This is a genomic window from Gordonia crocea (assembly GCF_009932435.1).
Classification (GTDB): Bacteria; Actinomycetota; Actinomycetes; order Mycobacteriales; family Mycobacteriaceae; genus Gordonia; species Gordonia crocea.
Window position 1 is genome coordinate 16,493 of the sequence record NZ_BJOU01000011.1, and the last position, 23,756, is coordinate 40,248.

Genomic DNA, 23,756 nt, shown 5'->3' on the forward strand with positions numbered 1-23,756 from the left:
CTCCGCGCTACTTGGGCGCGAGCGCCGACAACGCCCGGTCGGCGTGCACCGACATGTCGAACTCCGAGGCGATCACGTCGGCCACGGTGCCGTCGGCACGGATGGCGAAGGTCGTGCGCTTGGTCGGCATCCCGACCTTGCCCAACAACCCGCGGCGCACGCCGTAGGCCTGCGCGACCGCGCCGTCGACGTCGGCGAGCAACGGATAGTCCAGGTTGTGTTCGCCGGTCCAGCGCTCCTGCTTCTCCACCGCGTCCCGGCTGATGCCGACCCGCTGGACCCCCGCGGCGGCGAACTCGGCCGCGAGGTCGCGGAAGTGACAGGCCTCCTTGGTACAACCCGGCGTGAACGCCGCCGGGTAGAAGAACAAGGCGACCGGTCCGTCGGCGAGCAGTTCGGACAGGCTGCGGGTCGTGCCGGTCTGGTCCGGCAGGGCAAAGTCGGGTGCGGTGTCACCGGGTTTCATGGTTGCCAGTCTGCCGTGCCCGGCGCCACCTGTCACGGGCGGAGTCGCCTGTCACGGGTGAGTCGACAGATCCCGTTTCAATCCGACGTGGGTGGCGGTGTAACCCTGCTGCGCATAGAACTCGCGGGCCCGCTCCCGCTCCTCGTCGGTGGTCACCTGTGCCAGCGACGCACCATGGGCCCGACCGTGTTTGTGTGCCCACGCCAGCATCGCCGCACCCAATCCGTGCGAGCGTTCCGGGCGTGCCACCCGCAGCCCCTCGATCTGCAGTCGGGTGGTCCCGCCGCGCAGCAACCCGGGCAGGACGGTGAGTTGCATGGTGCCCACGACCGTCCCCTCGGCGGCGCGCACCACGGCCAGGTACTGGGAACGATCCCGCGCCACGACGTCGTAGGCGGCCTCGTACGGTGCATACTCGGCCACTTCGCGGGTACGGCCGATCGGGTCGTCGAGCAGGAGCGCCACGATCGCCGGCACGTCGTCGCGCGTGGCCCGTTCCACCCGGAAGGCGGCCCCGTCTCGGTTGTGCAGGACGCCGCCGACCGATGACCGCGCGCCGGCCTGCAGCGTGGCGACCAGGCGATCGAGCCAGCCCCCGACGTTCACCCTCGCCTGCGGGGTGTCGGGATAGCGGCACCGCAGGTGCAATCCCGACGCGTCGAGGATGAACCAGAGCATGACACCGTCGGTGCGGATCGTCGCCCCCACGTATTGGGCGTCAAGCCCGGCGGCGTCGACACGGACCGGGAGGCGGCGCAGGTCCAGCCACGAGATCGCGAACATTCCCGGCGCCTCGGGCATGCCGCCCCACGGGGCCAGCACGTCGTCGAGCGGCCAGGAACCCAACCAGACCGCCTCCCGGACCGCCGCCGCGGCTGCGCGCGGGCCGACCGTGTCCGACTCGAGGACCGAATTGGTGATGAACCAGCCGACCGAGTCGTGCCAGGTCTCGTCGTACCGGCTGTGCACCGGGAACACCGCGCGCAGCGGCGCGTCGGCCATGTCGCGGGTCACCTCGGTCATCGCCGACACCGCGAGCGCCAAGGTCGAGACGCCGTCGTCGCGGGCCTGCGCGGCGAAGGCGGCGCTGTCGTCGACGTCGAAGACGTCGCGCACCTCGACCCGCTCGGCATGCGGTTGGGCGGTGCCCAGCGGCAACGGGAACAGCGGCATCACCCCGCCGCTGTCGGCGATGATCTCGGCCCATCGTTGCCGCACCTCGATCGGCGCCTCGGGGCGTTCACGCAGGGCGCGGGTGTGTGCGGCGAAAGGCGGTACCTCCCCGAGCGCGGCCGGTCCCCCGTCGCGGAGCTGGGCCAGCGAGGCCAACAGGTCACGCAGGATCACCAGCATCGACCACATGTCCACGTGCGAGTGGTCGGCCGCGACGATCACCGTCGGGCCGGCGGCGGTGTCCAGGACGCACAGCCGGTGTGCCGGGCGCGAATACGACGAGCAGTCACGGTCGAGGACGTCACGCAGCGCGTCGTTGACCGCCTGGCCCGGCCCGATCGGATGGTCCACCCATTGCCCCGGCCCGATCTCCACCCCGGCCAGGGTCGGCTTGCCGTCCTCGTCCGGGGCGAAGACCGAACGCAGCGTGCCGTGCCGCGCGATGACCGCCAGCCACGCCGCGGCCAGGTCGTCGAGCGGCACCGGCCCCGCCAACCGGAACGACAGCGCCATCCACGACCCGGGGCGATCGCCCTCGCCGACGTGGCGGCGCTGGTCGAACGAGACGGGCAACGGGGCACCCGGTTCGGACACCGAGACGTCGTAGCCCAGCAACCGGCCGAACGGGAGGCGCAGGTGGGCGACATTGGTCAGCCGCATGGCGAAACCCTACTGCCAAGCCGGCCGGCTCGCTCCGCTCGGCTGGGCCACCCGTCGCGGCCGCCGTGCGCGGCCGGCGCACGGTTGCGGTCGCCGCACGTGCCGCGTCTTCGTACGATGGCCTCCTACGAGAGGAGCCGACGTGGCCGGATTCGACGTTCCCGGTGCCTCGCTCGAAGTCGAGTTGAGCGATGAGGGCGGGCACCCGGTGGTCCAGTTGCACGGGCTCACCAGCAGCCGGGCGCGCGACCGGGTACTCGACCTCGATCTGGGCCACGGCCTCTCGGGTACCCGGCTGCTGCGCTACGACGCCCGCGGGCACGGGCATTCGCGCGGCCGCGCGGTCCCCGACGACTACCTCTGGCCGAATCTGGCCCAGGACCTGCTCCACGTGCTCGACGCCTGGTTCCCCGACGAGAAGGTCTACGGGGTGGGGACGTCGATGGGCTCGGGAACCCTGATGCACGCCGCGGTCGCCGATCCGCAACGCTTTGCCGGGCTGACCCTGCTGCTGCCGCCCACCGCCTGGGACACCCGCGTCGCGCAGGCCGAGCAGTACCGGCGCAACGCCGCGCTGATCGAAGAGGCGGGCGAGGCGGCGTTCCTGGCGGCCGGGCGCGACTTCCCGCCGCCACCCGCCGCGGTCGGGCACCCCGAAACCGTTCCGGAAGTAGTCGAAGAGTTGTTGCCCTCGGTCTTCCGTGGTGCCGCCGCCAGCGATCTCCCGACCCCGGCAGAGTTGGCGCGCATCGACGTGCCGGTGCGGATTCTCGCGTGGGTCGACGACCCGTCGCACCCGATGTCGACGGCCCAAACCTTGGCGCGGGTGTTCCCGCGGGCGACGCTCACCGTCGCCGAGACCGCCGACGACGTGCGCCGCTGGCCCGCGCTGCTGCACGAGGACGTCGGCCGGATCAGCTGAAGCCGGTCAATACCGCGCGGCGTAGTGCCGCAGCACCGCGAGAGCGGATGAACCATAGCCGCCCCCGAACAGGATGGCGTGCACCAGCAGCGGCGGCAGCTGATACCACCGCACGCGGTCGCGCCATCCCGGCGACAGGGGGCACTCGTCGTCGTAAGCGCGGAAGCAGTCCTCACCGAAGCCGCCGAACAGCATCATCATCGCCACGTCGATCTCCCGATGCGCCCAGTGCGCGGCCGGGTCGATCAACCAGTTGAGCCCGCCCGCGCCGACCATCCGGTTTCCGGCCCACAGATCCCCGTGGACGAGCGCCGGCGGTTCCGGCGGCCCGCAGAGCTCCTCGGCGTGGGCCGCGAGCCGGGTGATCGACTCCAGCGCCGCTGCGGCGACGACCCCCTGCTCAACACACTGTTCCACCAGCGGGATTACCCGGCGTTTCACGAAGAAGTCCGCCCAGTCGTCGGTCGGGGTCAAGTCCACTTCGACCGAACCGAGGTACCCGGCCGGGGAATCGTCGAGCGCGCCGAACCAGCGGTTCGTCGTGCGGTGCAGGCGCGCCAGCCCGCGGCCGAGGTCAGCGTCGGTCGTCGGCGACGGTGCACCGCTGTCGATCCACTCGAGCACCAGCCCGGTCGGGGCCAACCGCAGCACCTCCGGTACCGCCAGGTCGCCCCGGTGGGTGCGCAGGGCGCGCAACCCGGCGGCCTCACGCTCGAACAGATCCGGCGTGGCGTCGGGTCGCCACTTGAGGAACAGCGGACCGTCGTCGGTTTCCAGCCGGTAGGCCCGGGCGATATCCCCGCCGGATACCCGCGCCGACGCCCGGACCCCGAGGCCGTCGACGAGATCGACGGGCAGATCGGACATGGCGCCACTGTGCCACAGATCCGGCAGCGTCACCGGTCAGCGCAGCCGGTACCGCCCGTCGTCATCCGGCCCCGCCACCACTGCGCGGGCCACCAGTTCGTCGAGGTGGCGTCCGGTCATGGCGCGCTCCACCTCGTCGGCGAACCAGGGCGCCGTCTGCACCCGATAGATGACGCCTTCGCCGACCACCTCGTCGCGCGACCGCGGGCGCTCGGCGAGCAGCGCGAGCAACCGCTCCTCGCGGGCGTCGAGCGCCGCGGCGTGCCGCCGCAGTGCCGCGAGGAACTCGTCGCGGTCGAAGTACGGGCCTTTCGCGTGATACGGCACGACGACGGCCGCGTCGACGTCGGCGACGGCCGCGAGGGTGGACCGCACGTCGGCGAGGCTGGAGTCGCGGTCGCCGTAGACCGGTCCGAAGGAGGAGAGCTCGACGTCGGCGATGTAGAACACCCCGTCGGGTTCGACGAGGAAGCCGCAATGCCCGGCCGTGTGCCCCGGGAGCGGGACCACCCGGATCGCGACCCCGCCGCCGAGGTCGTACACCTCGGTGTCGTCGAAGGTGTCGACCGCGGGAAGCGGGGCCCACCCGAATTGCTCGACCAGGTCGGTCTCCCACTCCCCCCGCGGCAGGCCGTAGTGCTCGAGGAAGCCGCCCCAACTGTGCAGCGCGGGAGCGTCGCGGTGGTGAATCGCCACGCGTCGGGCGCGCGTGGCCGCATCGACGGTGTGGTCCTCGTGATAGTGGCTCAGGAGTAGCAAATCCGCCGGTGGCGGGTCGACGCCGACGGCACTGTCGAGCAGGACGGTGGCGTCTCGCCCGGTCACCATGATCGGATTTCCGTAGGGGTATCCGCCCGCGTGTGGCGACACCCAGCGCGTGACATTCGGTCCCAGTCGACGCTGTTCGGTGCCCATGTCCCCATCATGCCGTGCGATCGGGGGGTTCAGATCCGGGTTCGACCGCACTCACCAGCACCGCGTGACCCACCCGCACCGTCCGTTTCCCAATCGCCGATCGCGGTGAACACGCAGGTCTACCGTCATTCCAGCAGTTCAACCGGACTGCTCGTCACACGGACTTTGGAGCCAGTCATGCGCAAGATCCATCTCTTCTTCGCGACCGCCGGCGCGGTCGGTCTTATCGGCGCCATGGGCGCGTGTTCCAGCGATTCCGACAGCAACACCTCCGGGAACGCGATGAAGACCGGCGGCGAGGCCTCAGTCACCGTCGACGGCAAACCGTTGGAGATGTCATCGAAGACGGTCGTCTGCACCGAGAACGCCGGCAAGGTCGTCATCGCCATCGGCGACACGGCCGGCGGGGCAACCGCGGGGGTCGGGGCGACGCTGACGACGGGCGACAACCCGACGGTGGAAACCGTCGGGCTCGGTGTCACCAACGGCCAGGCACTCGGCTACGCCAAGGGCACGCCGGGCGGCGAGGCGAAGGCCACCAAAGACGGCAACACCTACACCATCACCGGCACGGTGACGGGAGTCGACACCGCCAACCCGATGTCGCCGGCGAAGAAGTCCTTCGAGATCAAGGTGACCTGCCCCTGATCACCTTCTGAGTCACACACTGAGCTGTGGTCCCGCACTGGGGCCACAGTTCAGTGCGTCGAGGGGCGGGTGCCGGCCCAGCCGTCGACTGTTCCACGCCTGATCGGTGTTGCCCAGGTCACACTATTGAGGTACACTGAACATATATTCGAGCATTCGGCGACGCGCGAGGGGGTGACCACCGATGACAGCACAGTTGACCAGCACTGGGATCGATCCGGGCGCCCTTCCCGATTCCCCACTCGCCCTGACCGAACTGGCCGACGCGGTGATCGCCAAACTGGCCGCCATGCCGCTGTCGCGGGCCGGGGACGCCGAGGTTCTGGCCGCGGTGGAGACCTTGGAGCGCGCCTGGCGGCGATCAGCGGCCGCCAATACCGCGTTGCTCGTCGAGGTCAGCGACCGCGACTTGTTCACCCGCACCGGCCACACCACTGTCAAGCGGTTCTATGCCCAACATCTACGACTGGGCCACGGCGAGGCCAAACGCCGCCTCATCACCGCCGAATCCATCGGCGTCTTCACCGCCATGACCGGCGACAAACTGCCCCCCAAACGCGAACCCCTCGCGGCGGCCGCGGCCGAGGGAACGATCTCGGCCGAGCACGTCATCGAAGTCGAATCGATCCTCGCCAAGATTCCCCGGTCCACCTCACCCGACGAGGTAGACACCGCCACCACCATCCTCGCCGGCTCCGCCGCCGAAATGGCGCCCGCCGACCTGCGGCCCCTCGGGCAACGCCTGCTGGCCCACCTCGACCCCGACGGCACCCTCGCCGACGACACCGATCGCCAACTCCGCCGCGGCATCACCATCGGCCGCCAAGACGGCCAACTCATGTCCAAGATCAGCGGCTACCTCACCCCGGCGCTGCGCGCGAAACTCGAAGTCCTCCTGGACAACTGGGCCGCCCCCGGGATGAACAACCCCGACGACCCGGAAACCCACACCGGATCCAAGGCCGACCTCACCGACGCCGACCGGACCTCCCTTGCCGAATCCGCCCGGCGCGACTCCCGCCTGCCCGCCCAGCGCAACCACGACGCCCTCGAACGCGGCCTCGACTGGATCCTCGGCCACCAGGCCCTCGGCCGGCCCCACCGCCTGCCCGCCGAACTCGTCATCACCATCGACGAGGCCGATCTGGCGCGCCGCGCGGGGGTCGCCCTGACCGCGACCGGCACGATGATCCCCACCAGCGACCTGATCTCCCTCGCCGCGGATGCCACACCGCACCTGGAGGTCTTCAAGACCCACACCCGCACCGTTCTCGACTTCGCCCGCAGCAAGCGCATCGCCACCAAAGCCCAGCGCCTGGCACTCTTCGGCGCCCATCACGGTTGCACCCGCCCCGGGTGCACCGAACCCTTCTCCCGTACCCAGGCCCACCATGCCGCGCAGGACTGGGCCCTCGGCGGCAAGACCGACGTCAACGACCTCACGCCGGCCTGCGGCCCCGACAACCGCAACGTCGGCACCAGACCCGGCCAATGGGAAACCGCCCCGATTCCCGCCGGCCCCCGAGAAGGACGGACCGGTTGGCGGCTCACCGGCAGCGATCATCCCTACCGGACCAATCCGCTCAACCACCCCCGCGCTGCCCAGTGCCCCGCACCCCCGGATTCCGGGAGAACCGGACCTACGCGCACACCCCGGCCGACGATGTACCGCACCCGGCCACACCACCGGCCGCCACCGGAGTCACCGGTCGAAACAGCGCTGACCCGCCTCCTCGTCGACATTGCGTGAGCGGTGCGCGCACTCTGGACGGGTTGACGCGGCTAGCTGTGGCCGATCCGGGCTTGCAGCTCGGTAATCGCGGCACCGAGTTGGCCGGTCGCCAACAGGCCGGGGCCCAACGGTCCCGACGAGTCCGTGCCGACCTCCGGCAACTGCCGCAGAATCGCCCGCTCCGCGTCCGCGAGCTGCGCCATCTGCCACGCGATCTCGTCGGCCACCGCCTCGGGATTCTCCGGATTGGCCAGGGCGACCGCCTTGGCCGCGTAGGCCGCCGCCCCCAGCGCATGGGCGCCCATGTGGGCGACCGCCGAGGCTTGGGCGACGGATCGGGCCGCAGCGGCACCGGCCGGCGTCGTGGCGGCTTTGGCCGCGGTCGCCGCAACGAGGCGTTTGCGAATCTCCTGGGCCGTCACGCCCTCGCCCGCGCTGTAGGCCCGTGTCCGTTCGACCGCGTCACGGATCTGGGCGCGCGAATCCGCGTCGGCGTCGAACAGCGGCACCACCCGCTCGGCACAGGCCAAAGCCCACCGCGCCACGGTGCGCCGCTCGTCCTCGCTCAGGGTTTGAACCGAGACCATCGGCCACCTCCGCTTCCACCGTCCCCCTGGACCACCGCGACGACACTAACCCCGCACCGCGACCGGCGTCGACGGAATCCCACCGCCGACGACGCCGGTGCCGTTGAATGGCTGGTGTGACTGCGCCCTTGCGAAACACGGCAACGCGGCGTCGCCTGAACGAGTGGGCGGCACGGCATTTGACCGACGCCCAGCGCGCCGACCGACACGCCGCCATCCTGCCGACGCCGCTGGCCAAACCGACGTTCTACGCCGACCCCGGCGACCTCGCCGGCTACGCGCCCGGCGAGATCATCCGTACCGAGGTCGTCCGGCCCCGAATCCCCTTGCCCGGGACGGTGGTTCACCGGTTCATGGTGCGCTCCACCGACACCGCCGGCAACGCGGTCCCGGTGACCGCCACCCTGATCGAGCCCACCCGGCCGTGGCCCGGCGACGGGCCACGCCCGGTGGTGGTGCGTAACCAACCGATCAACTCCCTCGGGCTGAAGGCGGCACCGTCCTACCGGATCGCGCATCGCGCCTATGTCGACGTCCCGCCACTGCTGCCGCTGCTGCTGGCCCGCCGGTATGCCGTCCTCATCCCCGATCACGAGGGCCCCCGAATGGCCTACTCGGCCGGCGTGATGGCCGCCCACGCCGTCCTCGACTCGGTGCGCGGGTTCAACCGGTTGCGCCCCGAACTGGCCGAATCCCCGTCGGTGATCACGGGCTACAGCGGTGGTGCCATCGCCACCGTGTGGGCGGCACAGGAACAACCCGCCTATGCTCCGGAGCTGACGTTCCGCGGCGCGGCGGCGGGCGGCACCCCGACCGACTTCAACCTCCTGCTGCGCAGCATGAACGGGAAGCTGGGATCGGGGTTGTTCGCGGCCGCGACCATCGGCCAGGCCCGCGAATACCCGCAGATGACGGAACTGTTCAGCGACTTCGGGTTCTACCTCGCGACCCGGGTGAGGGATTTACCCCAGCCCCCGCTGGCCGCCGCCGGGGTGGCACGCCTCGACCTGTCCCTCCTGGCCGACGATCCGGAGCCGTTCGACTCCGAGGTCGCCCAGGCGGTGATCGCGGCCAACAAACCCGGTGCCACCGCGCCCGCGATGCCGGTCATGCTATACCACGGCTCTCCGTCGCGGTGGGTCGGCGATCAGTTCATCCCCGAGGAGGGGGTCCTCGAACTCGCCGACCGCTGGCGGGCGCGCGGGACGGCCGTCGACTACCTGCCCGTGCCCGGCGAGCACCTGATCGCCGCCGGGTGGGCCATCCCCGGCGTGATGCGCTGGATCAACCGCTCCCTGCAGGACCCGACCGCCTGAACGCGCCGCCCACCGGGCTCCACAGCACCTCCCCGACCCGGCGCAGCATCGCGACGAACACGATCGCCCACACGATGACGGCGATGACCAGCACCACGGTACCGATCCCCTCCACCAGCGGCAGCTTGTCGACCTTCCCCAGGTTGATCGATGCCACCGCGAACATGCCGATGGGGAACACGATCGACCAGAACGTCGGCACATAGGTCCACGGGACACGGTGCACCACGTGCCGCCACACCCCGGCGCCCACGAGCATCGGAATGAGCCAGAGGCAGAAGCTCCAGAACACGGCGATGGTTCCCGAGATCAACGCCCGCGTCGCGTCGACCATCGGTGTGGAAGCCATCGCGACGATGTCACTGCCGGCCACGACGGCGATCGCCATCGCCCCCATGGCCACCCAGTAGGGCGGCTCGAACTCTTCAGGCGTCATCGGAAAGTGGACGATCCGCAGGAGGACCAGCATCGCCACCCCGGCGTAGAGCGCCACGCCGACCGACCAGGACAGCACCGCCGCAATCCCCAACCATGCCTGCCCGGCGGGCAGGTGCGGTTGGATCCGGGTCAGGCCGATGGCCAGGGACTGGCTCGCCACGGCCCAGATGAACCAGGTGCCGTTGACCCTGGCCAGGATCGGCTTCCCGTCGCGGGTCAGGAAGACCTGCCACGGCAGGACATAGCCGAACACCAACCAGAGCGCGGCGGCGAACAGCACCAACGCCGAGGCGATACCGATGAACCCCGCGTCGATCAGCCGCACCGCCAGCACGTCGGTCCCGGCGACGACGGTGAAGTACGCGAACGCCATCTCGGGCCCGCGCAGATCGCGGAGCACGGCCGGCCGGTGCGACACGGCCCGCCAGATGTAGAGGACCCACAGCACCACGTAGGACACCGCGGCGATCACCAGAAGCACCGTGGAGGGGAGATCGGCGCCGACCTCGTTGAGCCCGATCGACACGATGCCGGTCCCCATCACCAGGGCGAAATATCCCGGCGACAAGGTCTCCAGTGCCCGCGCAAAGGCCGAACCCGAGGAGGCGGCGGAATCGTCGGTGATCGGCGCGTGCCCACTCATGAACTACACGGTAGGCCCGGGTGGCCGCTGCGCCGCCCAACTCCGGCCGGTCCGGCGTCAGTGGTGCGTCGCGGGGAGGGTCAGAATCTCGGCTCCTTCGCCGGTGATGGCGATGGTGTGCTCGCAGTGCGCGGTCCGGGCGCCCGTCGCGCTGCGCAACGTCCAGCCGTCGGGGTCGACGACGAGCCGGTCGGTATCGGCCATGACCCACGGTTCCAGCGCCAACAGCATCCCCGGGCGCAGCGTGATTCCGCGTCCGGGCCGGCCCGCATTGGGTACGTGCGGGTCCTGGTGCATCGTCGATCCGATGCCATGACCGCCGAACTCGGTGTTGATGGGGTATCCGCCGGCGGTCAACTCCTGCTCGATCGCGTGGGACAGGTCGCCCAGTCGGCCACCTGGGACCGCAGCGGCGATGGCGGCCCGCAAGGCGCGTTCGACGGTTTCGATCATCGCCACATCGGCCTGGTCGGCACGGTCCCCCACGATGAAGCTGATCGCGGCGTCGGCGGCCACGCCGCCCTTGATGACGGCGAGGTCCAGGGTGAGCAAGTCGCCGTCGGCCAGCTCGTAGTCGGCGGGCTTGCCGTGAAGGACCGCGTCGTTCACCGCGGTGCAGATGTAATGGCCGAACGGCCCGCGACCGAACGAGGGCGCATAGTCGACATAGCAAGAGGTGGCACCGGCCGCCACGATCCGCTGCCGCGTCCACTCGTCGATCTCAAGCAGGTTGGTTCCCACTGCGCATCGCTCGCGCAGTTCGTGGAGGATATCGCCGACCAGGTGGCCGGTGACGCGGCCACGATCCACCTCGTCGGGGGTCAGGATCTCGATCATCGGGGCCTTCCTCTCACAGCATGCTCGCGGCATGATGCTCACGACACACTGCTCGGACGCGAGAACGATAACTATACCGGTACTTTAATACCGGTATAGTATGACCCCATGGTCAGATTGCCCCTCACCACCGAGGAGATCGAGCGCGGCGCACGCCTCGGGACACTCCTGCGGCGCGCCCGCGGTGACCGATCCATTCTCGAGGTCGCCATGGCGGCGGGGGTGTCTCCCGAAACCCTGCGCAAGATCGAATCGGGACGGATCGCCACGCCGTCCTTCCCGACGGTCGCTGCGATTGCATCGGCACTCGAGGTCTCGATGGACGACATCTGGACCGAGGTCTGCCGTCCCGCGGGCGCGGCAACCCGGGTTTAGGCCGCGTCGCGCTCGACGGCGACGTCATTTCGCGCGGGCAAGCGCGACACACCCGCACCCGAGCGCCCCTGATAGCGGGCCCGGTACCGGTCGACGCGGGCCTTCGACTCCAGCGGGGACAGCAATTGCGCCACCGGCTTTGCTCCGGGATAGGCGCCGCGACGATTGGCCTTTGGTACCCGGGCTCCAACAACCGGTTCAGGTCGTCGCCCTGCCGCAGCGCGTGCGCCGGATCCATCGGGGACTTCAGGAAGGGCAGCACGTCGTCGCGCAGCCACAGGTCGGTGCTGAAGAAATGCGCGTAGGGCTTATCCGCGATCAGACCCGCGTTGCGCTGGACCACCCGCTGGGTCGCCGTCGGATAGAAGGTCACCGGGATCAAGGCCGACTCCGTTCGTTGCGTTGTCGACCACCATCGTCGACGACCCGCCCGGGGTTGCCCCGGCATTCCCGTCGCGACCGGCGAGCCGTGCCGACCAGATCTGACCGATCGCCGGCCCGATGGTCTGCATCTCCTCGGCGGTGAACCGGTCACCCTTGATCTGGTTGCAGACGAAACAACACGGCACCAGGTTCGCCAACACATAGCCGGCGCCGCTGTCGATCCGGTCGACCCCCAGGACCCGCACCTCGCGCTGGATCTGACTCCGCATCCCGACCGCCGACAGGTCGCGTTCGCGGATTCCGCAATAGGCGCACCGCAGGGTCTGCGCCTTGCGCCACCGACAGAACTCGTCGATGTTGAAGCCCAGGACCGGCGAACCCTTGTTCGTGCGGTTGAAGCCGCTGCGCAGGTTCCCCTGGGTGGTGCGGAAGATTCCGCGGGCGCTGAGGCAGTCGCGGCAGAATCGGGCGCGCCCGTCGCGCTCCTCGGCCGCCGTGGACCCACACGCACGACACGACCAGTCCTTACCGACCCCGTCCGCGCTCACGCCCGGCCCCCCTCGCGCGCAACGAGACGACTGGCGACGCGGCGCGCCTGCGCGATCGGGTCGGCCACCGAGATGGCGCCGCTGAGGACGAGCGTCGCGAAGCCGTGCACGATCGACCACGCCGCGTAGCGCGAGCTCTCGTCGTCGCCGTCGGGCAGTGCCCCGGCGACCCCGGCCGCGAGCGCCTCTCCGGCCCGGGCCTGCGCGGCCGTCAGTTCCGGGTCGCCGTCGCGCAGCAGGGCCGGTTCGAACATCACCGCGAAGTGCGACGGGTGGTCCAGGGCAAACCGGACGTAGGCGACGCCCATGTCGACGAGGCCTTGTTCCGACGACGGGGTCACCGACTCCGCCAGCAGGTCGAAGCCCTCCGCGGCGAGTGCCGTGAGCAGCCCGGTCTTGTCGCCGAAGTGATGCGTCGGGGCGGCGTTGGAGACCCCGGCGGTTTTCGCCAGCGCCCGCAGGCTGAGCTTTGCCGTGCCGGATTCCGCGATCGACGCGGCGGCCGCGTCGAGGAGCGTGCGGCGCAGATCGCCGTGGTGATAAGCCATGCGACTCATCCTACGACAGATCTAAGCATTGACAAGATAGGCTCTTCCCCTCTTAACTTGTCATTGACAAGTTGTCGTACAGGTTGCCGCTACCGACTCGGAGGCCCTCCCGTGGAACCACTCATCGCACTCGCCGCCACCACGCTCATCGTCTACCTGGCGGCTCGACTGCTGAAGCCGTCGGCAGTCCCGTGGCCGGTCGCGCTGCGCACGGGCGTCGCCGTCATGTTCGTGATGACCGGCACCGTCCATTTCGTCGCCAAACGCGACGAACTCATCGACATGGTCCCGCCCGCGCTGCCGGCCCCGGCCGTCCTGGTCACCCTCACCGGGATCCTCGAACTCGCCGGTGCCGCGGCATTGCTGTTCGTCCCGCGGTTGCGGGTCTGGGCGGCGGGCGGCCTGACCCTGCTGCTGCTCGCGATGTTCCCCGCCAACGTCTACAAGGCGACGACTGCCGACGTCAGCTGGGACGACAGCCTCATCCCGCGCACGATCATGCAGGTCGTCTTCATCGCCGCAGTGGTCGCCGTGTTCAGTGACGAACGCCGTGCGGCTGTCACAGCGTGAGTCCGAAATCGTCGGCACGGGCACGGGACGCCTACCCGGGCCAGTGACGACGCGGCGACCACGCCGAGATCAGGTATCTACTTACACTGCCCTGGTGATGGCGTAGTCCCGCTTGATGCCAGCAGTGGCCTTCCCCCAGTCGCTCGCCCGCACCCGCGCCTGGTGCGCGTCGAATGCCGGTTGATCAGCAAACCTCTCGACAACAGACCAGACACGCGGGTTCTCCGTTGGCACCACCTCGAAGTGAAGACATCCGGCCTCTGCGCGGGTTAGTTCTACGTGTCGCGACAGGTAGCGGCTGACGGTCTCGACCTCAGCGTCATCCTCGCAGATCAAGCGACCCTTCAACTCAATCACGCTCACGCTAGGCGTTGAATCGGAACTCGAGTAAATCATGGTTCAACCAGATCCTCGAAAGTGTCTTCCCCGGGTCGCCAAACCATTCGAGCGCCATCCCTGAACCCCATGATCTCGGCGACCTCCACGTAGACCTCGTCGATTCGCGGATGGAGGACAACCGCCCCAGTGTCAAGGTCAATGCGAATGCCGGTCCCCGTCTGCTCGCTCGTCGACGCCACCACGCCAGGAGTGAGAGCACGCAGCGCATCAGCGTATCCAAGATCCGACTCATTCCAGACGCGGCCGGCGTACTCGATTGCGGGCCACGAATAGCAGTTCAGAATGGCAGGGCTTCCAGCACCCGGATCACCATCGAACCGCAGCTGCACATAGTCGTTGACAACGAACTCGACCGAATACATGCGTTCGCCCACGAGCCTCGACAACAACTCGTTCGGTACATACTCGAGCGGCCCGCCGCGATCCGCTTTACCCATCATCTTGTTCATCACGCTAGACGTTGAACCGAACCTCCACCGAGTTCCGTTTACGAAGGTACTTCTGTCGGAGGCGACTCGACCGTGATGCGCCGCAGGTCTAGTCGTGCCGCCAGACGCGCATCCGCCCTGCTGCTGCCTCGGGGTCGATCCCGCCCGCGGCCACCCCGACCACGAGCTCGTAGGCTTCGTCATCAGGAGCCTCGAGTTCGATTCCGTTGAGCCCGTAGAAGACAACGACCGCCAACCAGCCGATCCGTTTGTTGCCGTCAACCAGAGCGTGGTTGCGCACAAGCGACTCGAGCAAGACCGCCGCCTTTTCGTCCAGGTCGGGGTACGCCTCGTGCCCGTAGATAGTCGTGGTGGGCCGGTGCGCCGCCGAGCCGAGGAGGCCGAGGTCCCGGATGGGCCCGATCTCCAACTCGGCAACCAAGGAGAGCAGGTCCTCAAGCGTGAGGTAGGTCGTCACCGACCGAGGCGATCCAAGAGATCCGCGTAACGAGCACGCGCGGCCAACGACAGGTCACGTACGCGATCCTCGTGAATCCGCCGAGCCGCAGCGTCAGTGATCGCCCGAACCGCGGCCTCTTGCTTGCTCACGCCCTCGGCGCGCGCCAACGCCTCGAGCGCGCGATCCTGCTCATCTGAAAGCCTCAGCGTCATCGCCATTACGCCATGGTACCAACCTGATACCACAAAGCTGGAGACCAACCGAAACGGGGCGTCGCCCTAGTTGTTGAACCGGAACTCGACCACGTCACCGTCGACCATGACGTAGTCCTTGCCCTCCATGCGGACCTTGCCCGCGGCTTTGGCGGCAGCCATCGAACCGGCGGCGTCGAGGTCGTCGAAGGACACGACCTCGGCCTTGATGAAGCCCTTTTCGAAGTCGGTGTGGATGACCCCGGCGGCCTTGGGTGCGGTGTCACCCTGGTGGATGGTCCAGGCGCGCGATTCCTTGGGGCCGGCGGTGAGATAGGTCTGCAGGCCCAGGGTGTGGAACCCGGCCCGGGCCAGCGACCGCAGCCCCGGCTCGTCCTGGCCGATCGAATCCAGTAGTTCCTGTGCGTCGGACTCCTCGAGCTCGAGCAGTTCGCTCTCCACCTTGGCGTCGAGGAACACCGCGTCGGCGGGGGCGATGGTGTCGCGCAGCTGCTGCTTGCGCGCATCGTCGGTGAGCACCGCCTCGTCGGCGTTGAACACGTAGAGGAACGGCTTGGCCGTCATCAGGTGCAGCTCGCGCACCGATGCCAGGTCGAATGAATCCTTCTGCGAGAACAGGGTTTTGCCGTCGTCGAGGATCTCCTGGGCGCGCTGGGCGGCGGCGAGGGTCTCGGCGAGATCCTTGTTCTTGCGGGCATCTTTCTCCAACCGCGGGATCGCCTTCTCCAGCGTCTGCAGGTCGGCCAGGATCAGCTCGGTCTCGATGACCTCGATGTCGGCGAGCGGGTCGACGCGGCCGTCGACGTGGACCACGTCGTCGTCGGCGAACACGCGCACCACCTGGCAGATGGCGTCGGCCTCGCGGATGTTGGCGAGGAACTGGTTGCCCATGCCCTCGCCCTCGGAGGCACCCTTGACGATGCCGGCGATGTCGACGAAGGAGACGGTCGCGGGCAGGATCCGCTCGGACCCGAAGATCTCCGCGAGGCGCTCGAGCCGCTTGTCGGGCAGCTCGACCACCCCGATGTTCGGCTCGATCGTCGCGAACGGGTAGTTCGCGGCGAGCACATCGTTGCGCGTCAGCGCGTTGAACAGGGTGGACTTGCCGACGTTGGGCAGCCCGACGATTCCGAGGGTAAGACTCACGGGAGGTCAGTCTATCGGTGCACGTTTCGGAACATTCCGGGCGTACCGTGCGTTAACCGGGCACGATCGAGATGAGCCGAGCACCACGGTGTCGGCCCCGACTCTGCTAGGAGACCCCCATGGCCTACAACGACGGCCCCTTCGGCATGGATCCCGACGACTTCGACCGCTTCGCCCGCGAGGCCGGCGAGAGTCTGCGCGGCATGTTCGCCAAGTTCGTGACCAACCAGGGCCCCGCCTTCTCGTCGGCGTTCACCACCGCCCGCGACACCCGGACCGCCGCCCCCGAGCAGGAGACTGCCGCCGACGCCGGCAACGGCGTCTGGGCGATCATCGCCCGCGACGGCGACACCGCCCGCGTCGAGCAGGTATACCCCACCGAGATCGAGGCCCTGCGCGCCAACCAGCACAACACCGACGAGCACCGCCGCGTCCGGTTCCTGCCGTACGGCATCGCCATCAGCGCCCTCGACGACTGACCGCGATGCGTGTCGTCTCCATCATCGCCGACCTCGCGGTCCCCGACCTGCCGCAGGCCAAGGACTTCTACGCCGACTACCTCGGACTGCGCGACGAGGAGTTCAACCTGGGCTGGGTGGCGCGCTACACCTCCCCGGAGACCGGTGCGCACCTGCAGATCCTCACCGAGGATGCGAGTGCGCCGGTGAACCCGGTGGTGACGGTCAAGGTCGTCGACATCGACGAAGCGCTCGCCGAGGCGAACCGCCGCGGCTACGAGATCGTGCACCCGCTCACCGTCGAACCGTGGGGCGTGAAGCGGTTCTTCGTGCGGGCCCCCGACGGCAACGTGTTCAACATCGCCGAGGATCACTGACCATGGCCGCAGCACGCCTGCGCCTCGCCGCGGCCATCGGCCTGACCGGCATCATCGCGACGATGCTCGTCGGCTGCACCTCGACCGAGTCGACGACGGCCATCACCTATTCCTTCGTGGGATCCTCGGTCGCCCCGGCCTACCACACCGAATACCGGATCGACGTCCGCGACGGGCGTGCGACCATCCGCGTCGGGAGCTACGGCACCGTCGACGAGACCGAGTCCCCCCGGGCCACCGAATCCAAGAAGATCAGCGACAAACAGTGGCGCAGCCTGATTGGCGGGTTGGACCGGCTTCCCTCCTCCGCCGACGCGAAGGGATGCACCGGCGGCTCGACCTTCCGGGTCACTGCCGCCGATGAGGCGAAGACCCTCCTGGACACGACGGTCTATGCCTGCGGCGACGCCAATCAGGCCAAGGCCGACGCGCTGGCCGATTTCATCAAGCCGGTGTCGTCGATGTTCGACATCGAGGCACTGCGCTCCTAGGCCCGGCCGGAATCAACGAACCGGCCCGACGAAGGGCAGCACCGTGGTGCAGTCGGCCGGACGCGCCCGCGTCGGATCCAAGGCGTTGAGGACTTCGCGCACCGCGATCGGGTCGGCCGTCATCTCGTAGTGCTCGGTGTAATCGGTGGCGCACCGATCCTGCAGGACGACGTTGCGCACGTTCGGTCCGCGCAGCAGGCCGGTGCGGTACGGCGTCGCGACCTCGTCGTAGCGGGTCACGATCATCGTGAAGTCGACGTCGGGCGAACGCCGCGGGTCCGGGTCGAGTACGCGCAGAAACGGTGAGCCGGTGTTGAACTGGCACGGCCCGCCGCATTGGCGCGCGGCCCCGGGGATGTTCAACAGCCCGGCGAACGCCGTCTGGACGCCGCTGAGGTCGGAACCGTGCAGCGGGGCACCCAGAGCGATGTAGTCGTCAACCTTCGCCCGGCCGCCCAGGTGGTTGAGGTAGTAGAACGGGATGGCCCCGCCCATCGAGTGGCCGACGAGGTCGACCTTCGCCGCTCCGGTCGCCGCGCGGACGCGGTCGATGAATGCGCTGATCTGCCGCGCACTCTCCTGGGCCGTCGTCACCGCGCCGACGGGGCCCAGCCATCCCAGGCCGTAGGTGGTGGTGAACACGCAGTAGCCGGCGCCGGCCAACACCGGGGACATCGTGTTCCAGGTGATCGTGTCATTGCTCAACCCGTGCAGCAGGACGACGGGTTGCGGGTGGCGCGCATCTGGCCGGCACCGCCAGTCGTTGGCGCCGGACGGCGACGATCCGGGTGCCCGCAACTGCGCCGCCACACCGCCGAGGTAGCTGTAGTCCGGCGCCGCATCAGCCGACGACATGCCCGTCGCGAGACAAGCGAGTCCGACGGCTGTGGCAGCCACTGTCGCCGCACTGCGCCGGTGGAATCCTCGGATCCGTGTCATGTGCCCGCTTTCCTCTCGACATTGAATGACCGACCGGTCGGTCATTACCGTAGCACGGCATGGTCAGGGGGCTAGGATGAACTCGGTCCCGATCACAGGAGGAGTCGATGGCCCGCCCCGCCGAACCCGGCCGTACCGCACTGCTCGAGGCAGGCGTCGACGTCGCCGCCGAACGCGGGCTCGCCGGATTGTCCGTCAACGCGGTGGTCGACGCCGCCGGCATGGCCAAGGGCAGCTTCTACCACCACTTCCCCAACCGCCGCGAGTATCTGGTGGCGCTGCACCGCAACTACCACGACACCCTCACCGCGGAGGTGCTCGCCGCCATCGACGGCTTGACGCCGGGTCCCGACCGGCTCCGCGTCGGCATCGACGCCTTCCTCGACGGATGTCGGCGGACCAAGGCGACGAAGGCACTGCTCGCCCAATCGCGCACCGCCGCCGACCTGCTGCCCGAGGTGGTCGCGCGAAACGCCGCGGCAACCGCACTGATGACACCCGACATCGCGGTCATCGGCTGGCACGATCCCGACGCGGTGGCGGCGATGGCGGTGGCGATGGTCGCCGAGACGGCCCTGGCCGAGCTCTACGAGGACGGGGTGCGCAGCGACCTGCGCGCGGCGATCCACACCATGCTCACCGCGGGGCCCGCCGGACCCCGGTAGCCCTGCGCCGGGAAGGTCTCGTTACCCGCGCAGACGCGCGGCCAGTTCCACCGACGCCTCGATCTCACGACGGCGGTTCGACACGCTCTCGACGTTGAAGCCGTGCGGCGTGCCGAGTCGCCGGGCGAACCGGGTCAGCTCGGCGGCCGCCGCCAGGCACTGGTCGAACGACACCGCCAGGGTGTCGTCTGCATGCGCCAGGTCGTTGCGCAGCCAGCGCGGGACGTCGACGCCGAGCCACTCGAGGAACTCGACGGTCTTCATCGATCCGCACACCGACAGCGTGAAGATCACCGGCACGGGCTCGACCTCGGCCTCGCGGCACGCGTAGTAGTAATCCGAGAGCATGGATTTGGCCGCCGACACGTCGTAGACGACCTGGGTCACGAAGAAGGACACCCCGGCCTGCTGCTTGGCAACCATGCGGTGGTGTTCGGTGCCGGTCCGGGCGTGGCGCTCGGGAATGGCGACGCCGCCGAGCTTCAGCCCCGGATTGACCTCGGCGCGCAGCTTCTGCGCCGCCGGCAGCTCCAGGGTGCGCTCCTTGTCGCGCGAGGAGGCCCCGACGAAGACGCTGAGCACGGTCGCCGGGTCCTGCTCGGCGAGCCAGCGTTCCATGGCCTCCTCGTCGTACTTGCCGACACAGCGGTAGACGACGACCGGCCGGCGCCACCGGGCGAGGAAATCGTCGCGGAAGACCGCGGGATCCATCGTCGGCAGATACGGGAACGGGCGCTCCGCAGGGTTGCGGTCGCTCTCGTCGTCGATGTCGTAGAGCACCAGGCCGTCGAGGTCGAGCGCCTCCAGCCGGGCGAGCGTCACGTCGGCGATGCGCTGAGCGTCCTCGGGGGTCGTCGACGACCGCGGCGGCGTGATGCTGAACAGCAACACCCCGTCGCCCCGATCAGCGATCCGTTCGGCCAGACCCACGTCGCCCTCCCCGTCTCGGCGGCCCGTCGTCGCCGCCAAACGCGGTCGCCGAGCAGCACTTTCGTCCCGGCCATCGTATAGAACCGCCACCCGCGAACCCCATGGCACCCCGACCCGTTACTTTACAAACCGAGCTATATGTATAGACATTCGACATATCATCGTCTAATGTCTAGTGACGTAGTCCACAGCCAACCCATCTAGGAGGGTCTCCATGACCACCGCACCCCTGAGTCGCGCCACCGACGACGGCGCCGTCGATCCACTGGAGTGGCGCGACAAGAAGCGCTACCTGTGGTTGCTCGGCCTGATCGCCCCGACCGCGCTCTTCGTCGGCATCGGCATCATCACGTTCTCCAACTGGCTCGGCAGTCGCTTTGACACCCCGGTCACCCACCTGATCGCGACGGTGTCGCCGATGTGGTGGTGGATCGGCCCGCTGCTCGTCTACGTCCTGCTGCCCATCCTCGACGTGTTCTTCGGCCCCGACGGCTCCAATCCGCCCGACGAACTGATCGAGCAGCTGGAGAACGACAAGTACTACCGGTACTGCACCTACGCCTACATCCCGTTCCAGATCGCCAGCCTCTTCACCGCCGGCTACCTCTGGTCGACGTCCAGCCTGAGCTGGATGGGCATCGACGGCGGACTGAGCCTGGCGTCGAAGATCGGTCTGGCCCTGTCCATCGGCGCCATGGGCGGCATCGGCATCAACACCGCGCACGAACTGGGCCACAAGAAAGACAGCCTGGAGCGCTGGCTCTCCAAGATCACGCTCGCCCAGACCCTCTACGGCCACTTCTACATCGAGCACAACCGTGGCCACCACGTCCGCGTCGCCACCCCCGAGGACCCGGCGACCTCGCGCTTCGGCGAATCGTTCTGGACCTTCCTCCCGCGCAGCGTGTGGGGCAGCCTCCGCTCGTCAATCGAACTCGAGCGCAACCGCCTCAAGCGCACCGAGAAGTCCTTCTGGCACCCGAGCAACGACGTCCTGAACGCGTGGGCCTTCTCCGTCGTCCTCTGGGGCGCCCTGCTGGCCCTGTTCGGCATCGGCATCCTGCCGTTCCTGCTCATCCAGGCGGTCTACGGCTTCTCGCTGCTGGAGACGGTGAACTACCTCGAGCACTACGGCCTGCTCCGGCAGAAGGGCAAGACCGGACGGTACGAGCGCTGCACCCCGCAGCACAGCTGGAACTCCGACCACATCTGCACCAACATCTTCCTCTACCACCTGCAGCGCCACAGCGATCACCACGCGAACCCCACGCGCCGCTACCAGGTGCTCCGGAGCTTCGACGAGGCGCCGAACCTGCCCAGCGGCTACGCCAGCATGATCACGCTGGCCTACTTCCCGCCGATCTGGCGCAAGGTGATGGACCACCGCGTCGTCGAGCATTACGACGGCGACATCACCCGGGCCAACATCGCGCCGGCCAAGCGGGCGAAGATCCTCGCGCGATACGGGGTGTCCGCATGAGCGCCTACCGCTGCCCGGTGTGCGAATACGTCTACGACGAGGCCGCCGGCGCCCCGCGCGAAGGCTTCCCGGCCGGCACCGCGTGGGCCGACATCCCCGACGACTGGCCCTGCCCCGACTGCGGGGTCCGGGAAAAGATCGACTTCGAAGGAGTATGACCATGGACTTCAAGCTCTTCCGCTGCGCCCAGTGCGGATTCGAGTACGACGAGGAGCTCGGCTGGCCCGAGGACGGCATCGAGCCCGGGACCCGCTGGGACGACATCCCCGACGACTGGAGCTGCCCCGACTGCGGCGCCGCCAAAGCCGACTTCGACATGGTCGAGGTGGCCCGGTCGTGACCACCGCCGGACCCGCGCGGCCCGGTGACGCGGTGGTGATCGTCGGCGGCGGCGTCGCCGGCATCACCGCCGCCGAAAGCCTGCGGTCCGCGGGATTCACCGGCCCGGTCACCGTGATCGGCGAGGAACCCCAGCTGCCGTACCGGCGCACCGCGTTGAGCAAGGACCTCCTCGCCGCCGACCTCTCCCCGGACAAGATCCGCCTGCGCAAACCGGAGTTCTGGGCCGAGCGCGACATCACGATCGTCACCGGCACCACCGTCGCCGCGGTCGACGCCGAGACCCGCGAGGTCGTCTGCGCCGACGGCCGACGCGTCGGATACCGCGCCCTGGTCCTGGCCACCGGTGGCCGACCGCGCACCGTCGACACCGTGGACCCGACGGTACCGTCCCTGCGGCACCACGGTGACGCCCTCGAACTGCAGCGCCGGCTGCCCAGCCAACCGGTCGTGATCATCGGCGGCGGGCTGATCGGGTTGGAGATCGCCGCCTCGGCGACCGCGGTCGCACCGTCGGTCACCGTGCTGGAGGCGGCCCCGACGGTGCTCGCCCGGGTGCTGCCGGCACAGGCGGCCGACGCGGTGGTGGCGCTGCACCACGACCACGGCGTGGCCATCCACACCGGGGTCGACATCGCCGCGGCCACGCCGACGACGGTGACCACCACCGACGGCACCCGCTACGAGGGCACCGTCCTCAGCGCGATCGGCATGGTCCCCGACACCGCCCTGGCCCGCTCGGCCGGCGCCGAGGTCGGCCCGGCCGGAATCCTCGTCGACCGCGACCTGCGCAGCTCGGTTCCCGGCGTCTACGCGGCCGGCGACGCCGCGGCCACCCCGCACCCGCTCACCGGTGAACCGGCCCGTGCCGAGCAGTGGATGACCGCCACCGACCACGGCAAGCTGGTCGCCGCGACCATCCTGGCCGACTTCGGCGCCGACGAGGCGCCCGCACCGGCCGTCTCACCGATCCCCCTGGCGTGGACCATCCACTACAGTCGAAACATGCAGTTGGCGGGGTGGCCGGGAATGGCCGATCGAGTCGTGGCCGAGGGCGATGTCGCCGGTTTCGACGCGGAGATCCGCTGCTACCTCGGCGAGGACCTGGTCGGTGGCGTGGCCCTCGGCCGCCCGGTGGCCGGACGGGCGATGCGCACCCAGATCGAGGACGCACTCACCGCGCCGGTCCGCCGATGACCCGCACCTACGGCCAGGCCAGCCGCGAGCTGCTGCGCAACACCCTGCTCGACGGGTTGCGCGGCCTGCTCGTCGAGCGGGACTGGTCGGCGGTGCGGATGTCGGACGTGGCCGCCGCCTCGGGCGTCAGCCGGCAGACCGTCTACAACGAGTTCGGCACCCGCTACGGCCTGGCCCAGGCCTACGCCCAACGGCTGGCCGGCCAACTCGCCTCCGTCGTCGGGTCGGCGCTCGTCCGCCACCCCGGCGATGTGCACGCGGCGCTGCACGGCGGGTTCTCCGAATTCTTCAGCGGTGTCGCGACCGATCCGATGGTGGCCTCCCTCCTGGCCGGCGAGGCCAAACCCGACCTCCTCAAGCTCATCACCACCGACGCCGCACCACTGATCACCACCGCCTCGGAAATCCTCGAGTCGGCGCTGACCGAATCCACATGGCTGGCGATCAGCGCCGCCGACGCGCCCCATCTGGCCCGGTCCATCACCAGGATGGCGCTGAGCTACGTGGCGATGCCGCCCGAGGGCGACCGCGACGTGGCCGAGGACATGGCCGCCTTGTTCGGCCCGGCCTTTGAGGCCGCCCGCGGCACGCGCTGAACCTCCGGCG

Annotated in this window: 32 protein-coding genes; 15 read left to right on the forward strand and 17 right to left on the reverse strand. The window is 69.2% G+C overall.

The features are described from left to right. Positions 1-7: 7 nt before the first annotated feature. Positions 8-466 (reverse strand): peroxiredoxin, encoded by a 459-nt coding sequence (locus nbrcactino_RS14240; protein ID WP_161928182.1) that lies wholly within the window; start codon positions 464-466, stop codon positions 8-10. A gap of 51 nt (positions 467-517) precedes the next feature. Continuing rightward, on the reverse strand, positions 518-2,299 hold the full coding sequence (locus nbrcactino_RS14245; protein WP_161928183.1) for a GNAT family N-acetyltransferase: 1,782 nt from the start codon (positions 2,297-2,299) through the stop codon (positions 518-520). 142 nt (positions 2,300-2,441) lie between these two features. Here nbrcactino_RS14245 and nbrcactino_RS14250 point away from each other — a divergent pair, with 142 nt between their 5' ends. After that, positions 2,442-3,221 (forward strand): alpha/beta fold hydrolase, encoded by a 780-nt coding sequence (locus tag nbrcactino_RS14250; protein ID WP_161928184.1) that lies wholly within the window; start codon positions 2,442-2,444, stop codon positions 3,219-3,221. 6 nt (positions 3,222-3,227) lie between these two features. On the opposite strand, the gene nbrcactino_RS14255 is transcribed toward nbrcactino_RS14250, so the two are convergent. Together nbrcactino_RS14255 and nbrcactino_RS14260 are read right to left on the reverse strand one after the other, a co-directional pair. Next, positions 3,228-4,088, reverse strand: a complete 861-nt coding sequence (locus nbrcactino_RS14255) for a fructosamine kinase family protein (RefSeq protein WP_161928185.1) — start codon at positions 4,086-4,088, stop codon at positions 3,228-3,230. A 36-nt stretch (positions 4,089-4,124) separates the two neighbouring features. Continuing rightward, positions 4,125-4,916 (reverse strand): MBL fold metallo-hydrolase, encoded by a 792-nt coding sequence (locus nbrcactino_RS14260; RefSeq protein WP_161928186.1) that lies wholly within the window; start codon positions 4,914-4,916, stop codon positions 4,125-4,127. 264 nt (positions 4,917-5,180) lie between these two features. On the opposite strand from nbrcactino_RS14260, the gene nbrcactino_RS14265 reads away from it, so the two are divergent. Together nbrcactino_RS14265 and nbrcactino_RS14270 are read left to right on the forward strand one after the other, a co-directional pair. Continuing rightward, positions 5,181-5,651: a lipoprotein LpqH gene (locus nbrcactino_RS14265; RefSeq protein ID WP_161928187.1), complete on the forward strand. Its 471-nt coding sequence runs from the start codon at positions 5,181-5,183 to the stop codon at positions 5,649-5,651. Positions 5,652-5,835: 184 nt separating this feature from the next. Then, a complete protein-coding gene (locus nbrcactino_RS14270; RefSeq protein WP_161928188.1) occupies positions 5,836-7,401 on the forward strand; it encodes an HNH endonuclease signature motif containing protein in 1,566 nt (521 codons plus the stop codon). A gap of 32 nt (positions 7,402-7,433) precedes the next feature. Here nbrcactino_RS14270 and nbrcactino_RS14275 read toward each other — a convergent pair whose 3' ends face one another. Further along, on the reverse strand, positions 7,434-7,970 hold the full coding sequence (locus nbrcactino_RS14275; RefSeq protein ID WP_161928189.1) for a putative immunity protein: 537 nt from the start codon (positions 7,968-7,970) through the stop codon (positions 7,434-7,436). 107 nt (positions 7,971-8,077) lie between these two features. Here nbrcactino_RS14275 and nbrcactino_RS14280 point away from each other — a divergent pair, with 107 nt between their 5' ends. Beyond that, on the forward strand, positions 8,078-9,286 hold the full coding sequence (locus nbrcactino_RS14280) for a lipase family protein (RefSeq protein ID WP_161928190.1): 1,209 nt from the start codon (positions 8,078-8,080) through the stop codon (positions 9,284-9,286). Here nbrcactino_RS14280 and nbrcactino_RS14285 read toward each other — a convergent pair. Together nbrcactino_RS14285 and map are read right to left on the reverse strand one after the other, a co-directional pair. Continuing rightward, complete coding sequence (locus tag nbrcactino_RS14285) at positions 9,255-10,367, reverse strand: tellurite resistance/C4-dicarboxylate transporter family protein (RefSeq protein ID WP_161928191.1); 1,113 nt, start codon at positions 10,365-10,367, stop codon at positions 9,255-9,257. The two genes, nbrcactino_RS14280 and nbrcactino_RS14285, sit on opposite strands and share 32 nt — an antisense overlap. A gap of 57 nt (positions 10,368-10,424) precedes the next feature. After that, entirely contained in the window at positions 10,425-11,204 is a 780-nt protein-coding gene (gene map / locus nbrcactino_RS14290; protein ID WP_161928192.1) for a type I methionyl aminopeptidase, read from the reverse strand. Between the two features lie 108 nt (positions 11,205-11,312). On the opposite strand from map, the gene nbrcactino_RS14295 reads away from it, so the two are divergent. Beyond that, on the forward strand, positions 11,313-11,579 hold the full coding sequence (locus nbrcactino_RS14295) for a helix-turn-helix domain-containing protein (protein WP_161928193.1): 267 nt from the start codon (positions 11,313-11,315) through the stop codon (positions 11,577-11,579). On the opposite strand, the gene nbrcactino_RS14300 is transcribed toward nbrcactino_RS14295, so the two are convergent. The 3 genes from nbrcactino_RS14300 to nbrcactino_RS14310 form a co-directional block, all read right to left on the reverse strand. Continuing rightward, positions 11,576-11,713 carry a hypothetical protein gene (locus nbrcactino_RS14300; RefSeq protein ID WP_161928194.1) on the reverse strand — a complete coding sequence of 46 codons (138 nt, stop codon included), beginning with the start codon at positions 11,711-11,713 and terminating at the stop codon, positions 11,576-11,578. The two genes, nbrcactino_RS14295 and nbrcactino_RS14300, sit on opposite strands and share 4 nt — an antisense overlap. Positions 11,714-11,887: 174 nt before the next feature. Then, positions 11,888-12,511 carry a hypothetical protein gene (locus nbrcactino_RS14305; RefSeq protein ID WP_161928195.1) on the reverse strand — a complete coding sequence of 208 codons (624 nt, stop codon included), beginning with the start codon at positions 12,509-12,511 and terminating at the stop codon, positions 11,888-11,890. After that, positions 12,508-13,059: a TetR/AcrR family transcriptional regulator gene (locus nbrcactino_RS14310; protein ID WP_161928196.1), complete on the reverse strand. Its 552-nt coding sequence runs from the start codon at positions 13,057-13,059 to the stop codon at positions 12,508-12,510. Before nbrcactino_RS14310 ends, nbrcactino_RS14305 begins: the two co-directional genes overlap by 4 nt. Positions 13,060-13,170: 111 nt before the next feature. Here nbrcactino_RS14310 and nbrcactino_RS14315 point away from each other — a divergent pair, with 111 nt between their 5' ends. Further along, complete coding sequence (locus tag nbrcactino_RS14315; protein ID WP_186343398.1) at positions 13,171-13,629, forward strand: DoxX-related protein; 459 nt, start codon at positions 13,171-13,173, stop codon at positions 13,627-13,629. An 81-nt stretch (positions 13,630-13,710) separates the two neighbouring features. Here the strand turns inward: nbrcactino_RS14315 and nbrcactino_RS14320 are convergent, their stop codons facing one another. From nbrcactino_RS14320 to ychF, 5 genes are all read right to left on the reverse strand, one after another. Then, positions 13,711-13,992 (reverse strand): putative quinol monooxygenase, encoded by a 282-nt coding sequence (locus tag nbrcactino_RS14320; RefSeq protein ID WP_228460913.1) that lies wholly within the window; start codon positions 13,990-13,992, stop codon positions 13,711-13,713. A gap of 29 nt (positions 13,993-14,021) precedes the next feature. Beyond that, positions 14,022-14,477: a hypothetical protein gene (locus tag nbrcactino_RS14325; protein WP_228460915.1), complete on the reverse strand. Its 456-nt coding sequence runs from the start codon at positions 14,475-14,477 to the stop codon at positions 14,022-14,024. Between the two features lie 88 nt (positions 14,478-14,565). Further along, positions 14,566-14,934 carry a type II toxin-antitoxin system death-on-curing family toxin gene (locus nbrcactino_RS14330; protein WP_161928198.1) on the reverse strand — a complete coding sequence of 123 codons (369 nt, stop codon included), beginning with the start codon at positions 14,932-14,934 and terminating at the stop codon, positions 14,566-14,568. Then, positions 14,931-15,134, reverse strand: coding sequence for a ribbon-helix-helix protein, CopG family (locus tag nbrcactino_RS14335; protein ID WP_161928199.1), 204 nt, complete (start codon positions 15,132-15,134; stop codon positions 14,931-14,933). Before nbrcactino_RS14335 ends, nbrcactino_RS14330 begins: the two co-directional genes overlap by 4 nt. A gap of 60 nt (positions 15,135-15,194) precedes the next feature. Then, entirely contained in the window at positions 15,195-16,274 is a 1,080-nt protein-coding gene (ychF, locus tag nbrcactino_RS14340) for a redox-regulated ATPase YchF (RefSeq protein ID WP_161928200.1), read from the reverse strand. 119 nt (positions 16,275-16,393) lie between these two features. Between ychF and nbrcactino_RS14345 the strand changes: the two genes are divergently transcribed. The 3 genes from nbrcactino_RS14345 to nbrcactino_RS14355 are packed head-to-tail and all read left to right on the forward strand — an operon-like array spanning position 16,394 to position 17,600. Continuing rightward, complete coding sequence (locus nbrcactino_RS14345; RefSeq protein WP_161928201.1) at positions 16,394-16,753, forward strand: Rv0313 family protein; 360 nt, start codon at positions 16,394-16,396, stop codon at positions 16,751-16,753. Positions 16,754-16,758: 5 nt separating this feature from the next. Continuing rightward, positions 16,759-17,109, forward strand: coding sequence for a VOC family protein (locus nbrcactino_RS14350; RefSeq protein ID WP_161928202.1), 351 nt, complete (start codon positions 16,759-16,761; stop codon positions 17,107-17,109). 2 nt (positions 17,110-17,111) lie between these two features. After that, complete coding sequence (locus nbrcactino_RS14355; RefSeq protein ID WP_161928203.1) at positions 17,112-17,600, forward strand: hypothetical protein; 489 nt, start codon at positions 17,112-17,114, stop codon at positions 17,598-17,600. Between the two features lie 12 nt (positions 17,601-17,612). Here the strand turns inward: nbrcactino_RS14355 and nbrcactino_RS14360 are convergent, their stop codons facing one another. Further along, positions 17,613-18,455 carry an esterase/lipase family protein gene (locus tag nbrcactino_RS14360; protein WP_228460917.1) on the reverse strand — a complete coding sequence of 281 codons (843 nt, stop codon included), beginning with the start codon at positions 18,453-18,455 and terminating at the stop codon, positions 17,613-17,615. 191 nt (positions 18,456-18,646) lie between these two features. Here nbrcactino_RS14360 and nbrcactino_RS14365 point away from each other — a divergent pair, with 191 nt between their 5' ends. Continuing rightward, complete coding sequence (locus tag nbrcactino_RS14365; protein ID WP_161928205.1) at positions 18,647-19,204, forward strand: TetR/AcrR family transcriptional regulator; 558 nt, start codon at positions 18,647-18,649, stop codon at positions 19,202-19,204. Between the two features lie 21 nt (positions 19,205-19,225). Here the strand turns inward: nbrcactino_RS14365 and nbrcactino_RS14370 are convergent, their stop codons facing one another. Continuing rightward, positions 19,226-20,134, reverse strand: a complete 909-nt coding sequence (locus tag nbrcactino_RS14370) for a methylenetetrahydrofolate reductase (protein ID WP_161928206.1) — start codon at positions 20,132-20,134, stop codon at positions 19,226-19,228. A gap of 214 nt (positions 20,135-20,348) precedes the next feature. Here nbrcactino_RS14370 and nbrcactino_RS14375 point away from each other — a divergent pair, with 214 nt between their 5' ends. Genes nbrcactino_RS14375 through nbrcactino_RS14395 form a run of 5 tightly spaced genes read left to right on the forward strand, consistent with a single transcriptional unit; the run spans position 20,349 to position 23,746 of the window. Then, complete coding sequence (locus tag nbrcactino_RS14375; RefSeq protein WP_161928207.1) at positions 20,349-21,614, forward strand: alkane 1-monooxygenase; 1,266 nt, start codon at positions 20,349-20,351, stop codon at positions 21,612-21,614. Beyond that, positions 21,611-21,772, forward strand: a complete 162-nt coding sequence (locus nbrcactino_RS14380; RefSeq protein WP_161928208.1) for a rubredoxin — start codon at positions 21,611-21,613, stop codon at positions 21,770-21,772. Before nbrcactino_RS14375 ends, nbrcactino_RS14380 begins: the two co-directional genes overlap by 4 nt. Continuing rightward, positions 21,769-21,954 carry a rubredoxin gene (locus nbrcactino_RS14385; protein WP_186343399.1) on the forward strand — a complete coding sequence of 62 codons (186 nt, stop codon included), beginning with the start codon at positions 21,769-21,771 and terminating at the stop codon, positions 21,952-21,954. The genes nbrcactino_RS14380 and nbrcactino_RS14385 overlap by 4 nt, the downstream gene beginning before the upstream one ends. Beyond that, positions 21,951-23,150 (forward strand): NAD(P)/FAD-dependent oxidoreductase, encoded by a 1,200-nt coding sequence (locus tag nbrcactino_RS14390; RefSeq protein WP_161928210.1) that lies wholly within the window; start codon positions 21,951-21,953, stop codon positions 23,148-23,150. Before nbrcactino_RS14385 ends, nbrcactino_RS14390 begins: the two co-directional genes overlap by 4 nt. Beyond that, entirely contained in the window at positions 23,147-23,746 is a 600-nt protein-coding gene (locus tag nbrcactino_RS14395; RefSeq protein ID WP_161928211.1) for a TetR/AcrR family transcriptional regulator, read from the forward strand. The genes nbrcactino_RS14390 and nbrcactino_RS14395 overlap by 4 nt, the downstream gene beginning before the upstream one ends. The last annotated feature ends 10 nt before the right edge of the window (positions 23,747-23,756 follow it).